Origin of the sequence: Leyella stercorea (assembly GCF_021531355.1) — a bacterium.
In the GTDB taxonomy this organism is placed as follows: Bacteria; Bacteroidota; Bacteroidia; order Bacteroidales; family Bacteroidaceae; genus Prevotella.
Map to the genome: position 1 here is coordinate 34,595 of NZ_JADYTS010000022.1, position 6,299 is coordinate 40,893.

The 6,299-nt window shown below is 41.0% G+C and carries 5 protein-coding genes and 1 CRISPR repeat array; of the genes, 3 read left to right on the forward strand and 2 right to left on the reverse strand.

What is annotated here, in order from left to right:
- Window positions 1-34 precede the first annotated feature (34 nt).
- Together I6E38_RS06755 and I6E38_RS06760 are read right to left on the reverse strand one after the other, a co-directional pair.
- On the reverse strand, window positions 35-502 hold the full coding sequence (locus tag I6E38_RS06755) for a DUF4143 domain-containing protein (RefSeq protein ID WP_262912343.1): 468 nt from the start codon (window positions 500-502) through the stop codon (window positions 35-37).
- Window positions 503-520: 18 nt separating this feature from the next.
- Window positions 521-817: a hypothetical protein gene (locus tag I6E38_RS06760; protein ID WP_235393234.1), complete on the reverse strand. Its 297-nt coding sequence runs from the start codon at window positions 815-817 to the stop codon at window positions 521-523.
- Window positions 818-1,072: 255 nt separating this feature from the next.
- Window positions 1,073-2,409: a CRISPR direct-repeat array (repeat unit 30 nt; unit sequence ATTTCAATTCCATAAAGGTACGATTAAAAC).
- A 377-nt stretch (window positions 2,410-2,786) separates the two neighbouring features.
- Between I6E38_RS06760 and I6E38_RS06765 the strand changes: the two genes are divergently transcribed.
- From I6E38_RS06765 to I6E38_RS06775, 3 genes are all read left to right on the forward strand, one after another.
- Window positions 2,787-3,737 (forward strand): helix-turn-helix domain-containing protein, encoded by a 951-nt coding sequence (locus I6E38_RS06765; protein ID WP_235393235.1) that lies wholly within the window; start codon window positions 2,787-2,789, stop codon window positions 3,735-3,737.
- A 129-nt stretch (window positions 3,738-3,866) separates the two neighbouring features.
- Entirely contained in the window at window positions 3,867-4,988 is a 1,122-nt protein-coding gene (locus I6E38_RS06770; protein WP_235393236.1) for a site-specific integrase, read from the forward strand.
- 363 nt (window positions 4,989-5,351) lie between these two features.
- Entirely contained in the window at window positions 5,352-6,113 is a 762-nt protein-coding gene (locus tag I6E38_RS06775) for a hypothetical protein (protein WP_235393237.1), read from the forward strand.
- Window positions 6,114-6,299: the final 186 nt, after the last annotated feature.

Consider the following 6,299-nt stretch of genomic DNA (forward strand, 5'->3'; position numbering starts at 1 on the left):
TCAAAACTCAACATTCGGTATTAAAAACTCCAATCTATACCCAATTGCCAACAGCATACAAGGGTCTGTTTTCCATCCATTCCTGGTCTTGGTATGGCATCATTGAAAGACGCAAGCCTTTAAGTTCTGGATGTTTGCCTATAAATGTCCGCAATGATTTGGCATGCACATTCTCTTCTGCCTTAACCTCAATAGGAACAACCGTAGCCCCCTTTTGCACTATCAAGTCGATTTCAACCCTCGAATCATTGCTGCTAAAATAATATATAGGCAAGTCCTCAGTTATCAATTGCGTCAGGACAAACAACTCAGTAAAAGCACCTTTATATTCTTTAAACAGAGTGTCAGCCACAATGACGCTTTCTGCCGGAGCATCAGCCATAGCCCCCATCAATCCAATGTCAAGTACAAACAGTTTGAATACGGACATCTCTTCATAGAATTTCAATGGAACTGAAGGTGTCGTAATTCGATTGATCTGATATATGAGTCCAGCATCCAAGAGCCACTGTATGGCAATTTAAAACTCAGAAACTCTTGCCCCTTTCTTCAATGCACCAAAGATGAATTTCTTGTTCTCCTTGGCAAGTTGCACGGGTATAGAGTCCCACACCATATTGATGCGTGGCACTTCTTGAAACTCGTCGAAAGTCATCGGATACATCTTTATCATATCAACCTTACCTACAGGGAACGATGTGTCACGATAAAGCGAAATGCCAAGTAACAAACCTGCTACGGCTACATGATATTGAGGAGCATCTTCACAAAAATATTTCTCTTCATATCTACATTTTTTTGCACGAATATTCACCATAGACTTACATTTATTCACACGAACCAGCATTGTATTGAATATTATTAACACTCGTGAGTTACGATATAAAGCCCCCGACCCTACGAAATCCCGCCGCCACAAAGTTCGATGGTGTCAGCGAATTTCAATCCACGCACCCACGTAGGGTGCGACGCCCTACCCACACGCCCGAAAACGAGGTGACGGTAGTTTCAATCCACGCACCCACATAGATTGGCGACTAGCAATATGGGTGATGTAGACGGAACTTGCTGTATTTCAATTCCATAAAGGTACGATTAAAACTGTCTTTAGTACATCTGACACTGTAAACGGTGACGTATTTCAATTCCATAAAGGTACGATTAAAACTTACAGACTAATCAGTTAGTTGAAGGTGTTCGAGAATTTCAATTCCATAAAGGTACGATTAAAACAACGAAAGGAGCACAGCATATTTCGCCCGACCGCGATTTCAATTCCATAAAGGTACGATTAAAACACAGGTTTTCCATCACGAACACTTTCGATTAACTGATATTTCAATTCCATAAAGGTACGATTAAAACTGAAATTATCATCAGCTGGAACTGAAACGTTATCTACATTTCAATTCCATAAAGGTACGATTAAAACGAGGGTTGATTTTCAACATTATCAGAGGTTTCACAATTTCAATTCCATAAAGGTACGATTAAAACTTATTTGTGTCACTATCTTCGTTCGGATGGTTCTCTCATTTCAATTCCATAAAGGTACGATTAAAACTTGGTCTGAGTTTGTTGAATTATGTCGCAAGACTATTTCAATTCCATAAAGGTACGATTAAAACTCTGTTGATGTTGAATCATTTAATGATTCCTTTCCTCATTTCAATTCCATAAAGGTACGATTAAAACTCCTCAGTCTTCTATAGATGCGCAGTACGCTCAGAATTTCAATTCCATAAAGGTACGATTAAAACCTAATCTTTCAATGGAAACTCCTGCCGATACCTCATTTCAATTCCATAAAGGTACGATTAAAACAAGAACAACCGTAAAACTTTTGACAGAACAATATATTTCAATTCCATAAAGGTACGATTAAAACGAGCAACAGAAGATTATTAACCGCTTTAATTCCAATTTCAATTCCATAAAGGTACGATTAAAACTGCAAAGGACGATAAGCTAATACCGTCATACAGAAAATTTCAATTCCATAAAGGTACGATTAAAACCCTTGACGAGGTAGGGTAGGAGACGGTCAGAGTAAATTTCAATTCCATAAAGGTACGATTAAAACAAACGATTATGAAAACAAAGAAAATCGAACTCACTCATTTCAATTCCATAAAGGTACGATTAAAACTTCTACTCTTTCTAATCAAAGTTCTAATCTTTCAAATTTCAATTCCATAAAGGTACGATTAAAACTTACAGACTAATCAGTTAATTGAAGACGTTCGGGAATTTCAATTCCATAAAGGTACGATTAAAACACCAGTTGACAAAGCGGATGAAGACGCAGAAACATCATTTCAATTCCATAAAGGTACGATTAAAACGAAGAGAGCATACCGCAGATGGCACACGACATAGATTTCAATTCCATAAAGGTACGATTAAAACCCCAGCCTCGCCTACTGTTGCTGTATTTAGAGCCTTATAACTAACCATAACTTACTATGATTAACTAACCATAAAGTCTTGATTTTCAACACTCTTTGATTTTTAACACTTTCTGAGTGCTTTTTGGCAGTTCCCGATTTTCCACATATTTTTGCAGCATATTTCTACCGTGGAGAATTTGCGGAGCTTTTATTTTGTCATATCGTGAACGTAGTTTACAATGATTTACGAGTGGTTACGATGGAGGACAGATTTGAAGCGATAGGCAAAAAGCGTAATATCGTGGACTGGGTTGACAAAGGTTGTCAATGGTTTACTTCCGTTTACTCCATCAGTGGAATACTCAAATGAATTTGAACAAAGCAATATCAAAGAGTATGAGACCGACAAGAAAATGTGAATTTTGTGGCAAGACATTTGTGCCAAGGAGTGGTATGCAGAAATACTGTTCCGAAGAATGTCAGGCAGAGGCACAACGTCTTAGGAAGAAAAGACAGCAGGACTTGATTAACGGCATTGAGCCTATCATGGATCTGCAACATCAGGAGTATCTTACCTTCTCCAAAGCAGCCATACTGATGGGATGCACCCGACAGTATATCTACAAACTTGTTGCTAACGGCAAGTTGAAGGCATCAAGACTGAGCAGTCGAATGGCATTCGTAAGAAAGGCTGATATAGAGAAGATGTTTGAGGGTAATCCCTACAAGCGTGTGATTCCTGCCAGCAAGAGCAAACCCCGTAAAAAGGCAAAAACAGAAAAGCCAACACAAAAGCAGGAATCGAAAAAAGGGAAAGAAGAGAATGAGGTGCTTGACTATTATTCTGGTGAGGAAGTGATGTCCCTTTATAAAGTCAAGAAGTCTTGGCTCTACACCTCTGCCAAACGCAACCAGATACCGATGTGTCGTATTGCTGGCAAGAACTATTACAGCAAACGGCATATTGATGAGTTCTTCGGTACTGCCGTTGACCTCAACAGTATCACGGAATGGGTGACTGCTGATGATGTAGAGGATGCTTTCTGCATGAGCAAATCGGCACTTCGGGCATACGCCTATCGTCACAAGATACCGACCAAACGTGAGTATGGTCATACTTATTACTCCAAGGAGCATATTGAAGAATTGCGCAGGACTGACCTCATGAGCGATGACAGCTATTATACCACAGAACAAGTGCAGCAGTTATATGGTCTGACAAGTACCAATATCTGCCATATAGTGAAAGTACACCATATCAGCAAGGTAAAAGTGGGTGTAAAGAACCTACTTTTGAAGACAGATGTGGAGCGTGCAATGGCAGAAAGAGCTGCTAAAGGACTGTGAAAAGCAAATGATTTCAGCATTATCCATCAATGACTGCAAATAATTGGAGTCACGGAAGTATCATTTTATTCCTTTGCAGCCGTGAAGAGACACTTCACCACGAATAATCATCAATAATACATATCAGTTATGAGCAACATTTGCAAGACCGTATCATTACGTACACGCAAAATCAAGGACGGAAGCATGCTGTCCTATTATCTTGACTATTATCCAGGCTATCGTGACGAGAGCACGATGAAAGTCATCCGCCATGAGTCGCTTGGCATCTACATTTATGCCAAGCCAAAGAACCAGACAGAACTAAAGTATAACCAGAACCTTGCTGAAAGGGCAGAAGCGATACGCTGCCGTCGTTTTGAGTCTATTGTCAACGAGCGTTACGATTTCTTCGATAAGGAGAAGATGAAAGGCGATTTCCTTGCCTACTTTAAGAGACTGGCAGACAAGAAAAACTCCAAGTGGCAACACGTCTATATGCACTTTCGTACCTTCACGCAAGGCAAGTGTACCTTCGGGGAGATAAACGTGGACTTGTGCAACAGATTTCGTGAGTATCTGCTGACAGCACCACAGGGACTGCATAAGAACAGAAAGCTACATATCAATTCGGCAGCCAACTACTGGTCAACGTTCCGTGCCTTGTTACATACAGCTTTTCGTGACCGAAAGATAAAGGAGAACCCGAATGGGTTTCTGGAACGCATCGAGACCATTCCGACAGACAGAGAGCATCTTTCACAAGACGAGGTTATCCGCTTGGCATCCACACCATGCTCTGCTCCTGCCTTGAAGCGAGCCTTCCTGTTCTCTTGCCTAACGGCATTGCGAAAGAGCGACATAAAGAAACTCACTTGGGAGGAGATACAGCCATACGGCAGCGATGGAGTGATGTATGTCACCACACGAATGCAGAAGACAAAAGACATCGTGCATAACCCAATCAGTGAGGAAGCCTTGGAACTGATAGGCTATTCACCAGATAAACGAGGCAAGGTGTTCCCTGATTTCAAAGACTCCATGACGCAGGCTCCATTGAAGAACTGGCTGAAAGATGCAGAGATAACCAAGCATATAACTTTCCACTGCAGCAGGCACAGCTTCGCCTGTCTCCAGCTCGACGCAGGAACAAGCATTATGGTGGTGCAACGTTACCTCGGTCATAAAAATGTTACGACAACAGAGGTCTATGCCAAGATTTCCGATGCTCAGAAGCGTGCTTCGATGGGCTGCATCACATTGAAGAAATAACTCTCACACAACCTTATTCGTGTAGGACTGTTGGAATGAAGTGTTCCAGCAGTCCTTTTCCGTTTTTATTGGTTCTATTTGCTGTTACAGATAGAACCAATCCACCAAACGCACCCTTATATCTGTTGATATTGAAAAACAACAGTAAGTTTCTCGTTTCTTCCCTATTATCTTTGCGACAAGCAATCAGCTATAACTGACATTAACGAGCAGTTTAAAGTATGATTCAGAGTCTGATATCATATTAGAACGCTAATAAAGCGTAAAAGTAAGAGTGCCAGAGAACGTAAATGCGGTTTTTACATGCTTCTGCGTCTAACTTTGTGGAAGTTTTTGAACGAATAACAATAAAACAATACGATAATGACAGAAAACAAGACAATTTCAGATTGTACCATCTACGCTTTTGTTGGTACAGCAATTCTCGCCATCTCTCTTGTCGTGGCGATGTATGTAGGCAATGACTTTCACCAAAATCTGTTTGTCGAGTCAATCATCTTTGTTGGAAGCAACATCCTGCTTTGGGCGATATTCATTTCCATGGTGAATTGTCCCTATGAATTGATGACTATTGGTAGCAACGGCAAGACAAAGAAAAACGTGGTAGAAGCAGAGCCGGTAACAGAACAGCCAATGCATACCTTACCACAAACAGAGCCAGTAAAATACAGCCATGAAGACTATGCCAAGTGTGTAGAGGTACAAGAAAAAGAAGCGCAGGAGGAAAAGGAAAAGCGAACGAGAGCCGTACTTGACTATGTGCATCGTACAATGTCAAGGTTTCTGTATGAGGAAGATTTGAATAAGGTGATAGAGGCAGTCAATGAATGGAGTAACGACACCAACTATACCCCAACAGCAATAAACCGTTTCAAGGAGAATGTTGAGAATATCCCTTTAAGGCACTTCGTGTGGAATATCGCAGAACGTTTGGGTAAACGTGATTACACAATGGCAATGCGAATAGCCTTTGTCAAGGCACTGTTTCCAAATCCGTTTGAAGGCTTGGACTACAGCACATTGAAGAACCTGAAAGCACCATGCTCCAATGATGTCATTCCGATTGATGAGCCAGACAATGGTGGATACGATTTCCATGATGTGACGGAGAAAACTTCCGAATAATCCCCATTGTTAGAGTTATTCCTTCGTGAATGACAAATGACTGTCACGAACCTCAGTAACGGAAGCATCATTCTGTTCCTTTGTACCAGTTATTAACAAAGTATCAGAATGAGTAAGGAATTAACTTTCAACGACCTTCCAATGGTCGTTGCCCAGCTTCGGGATGAAGTGGTGGGCATGAAGCAG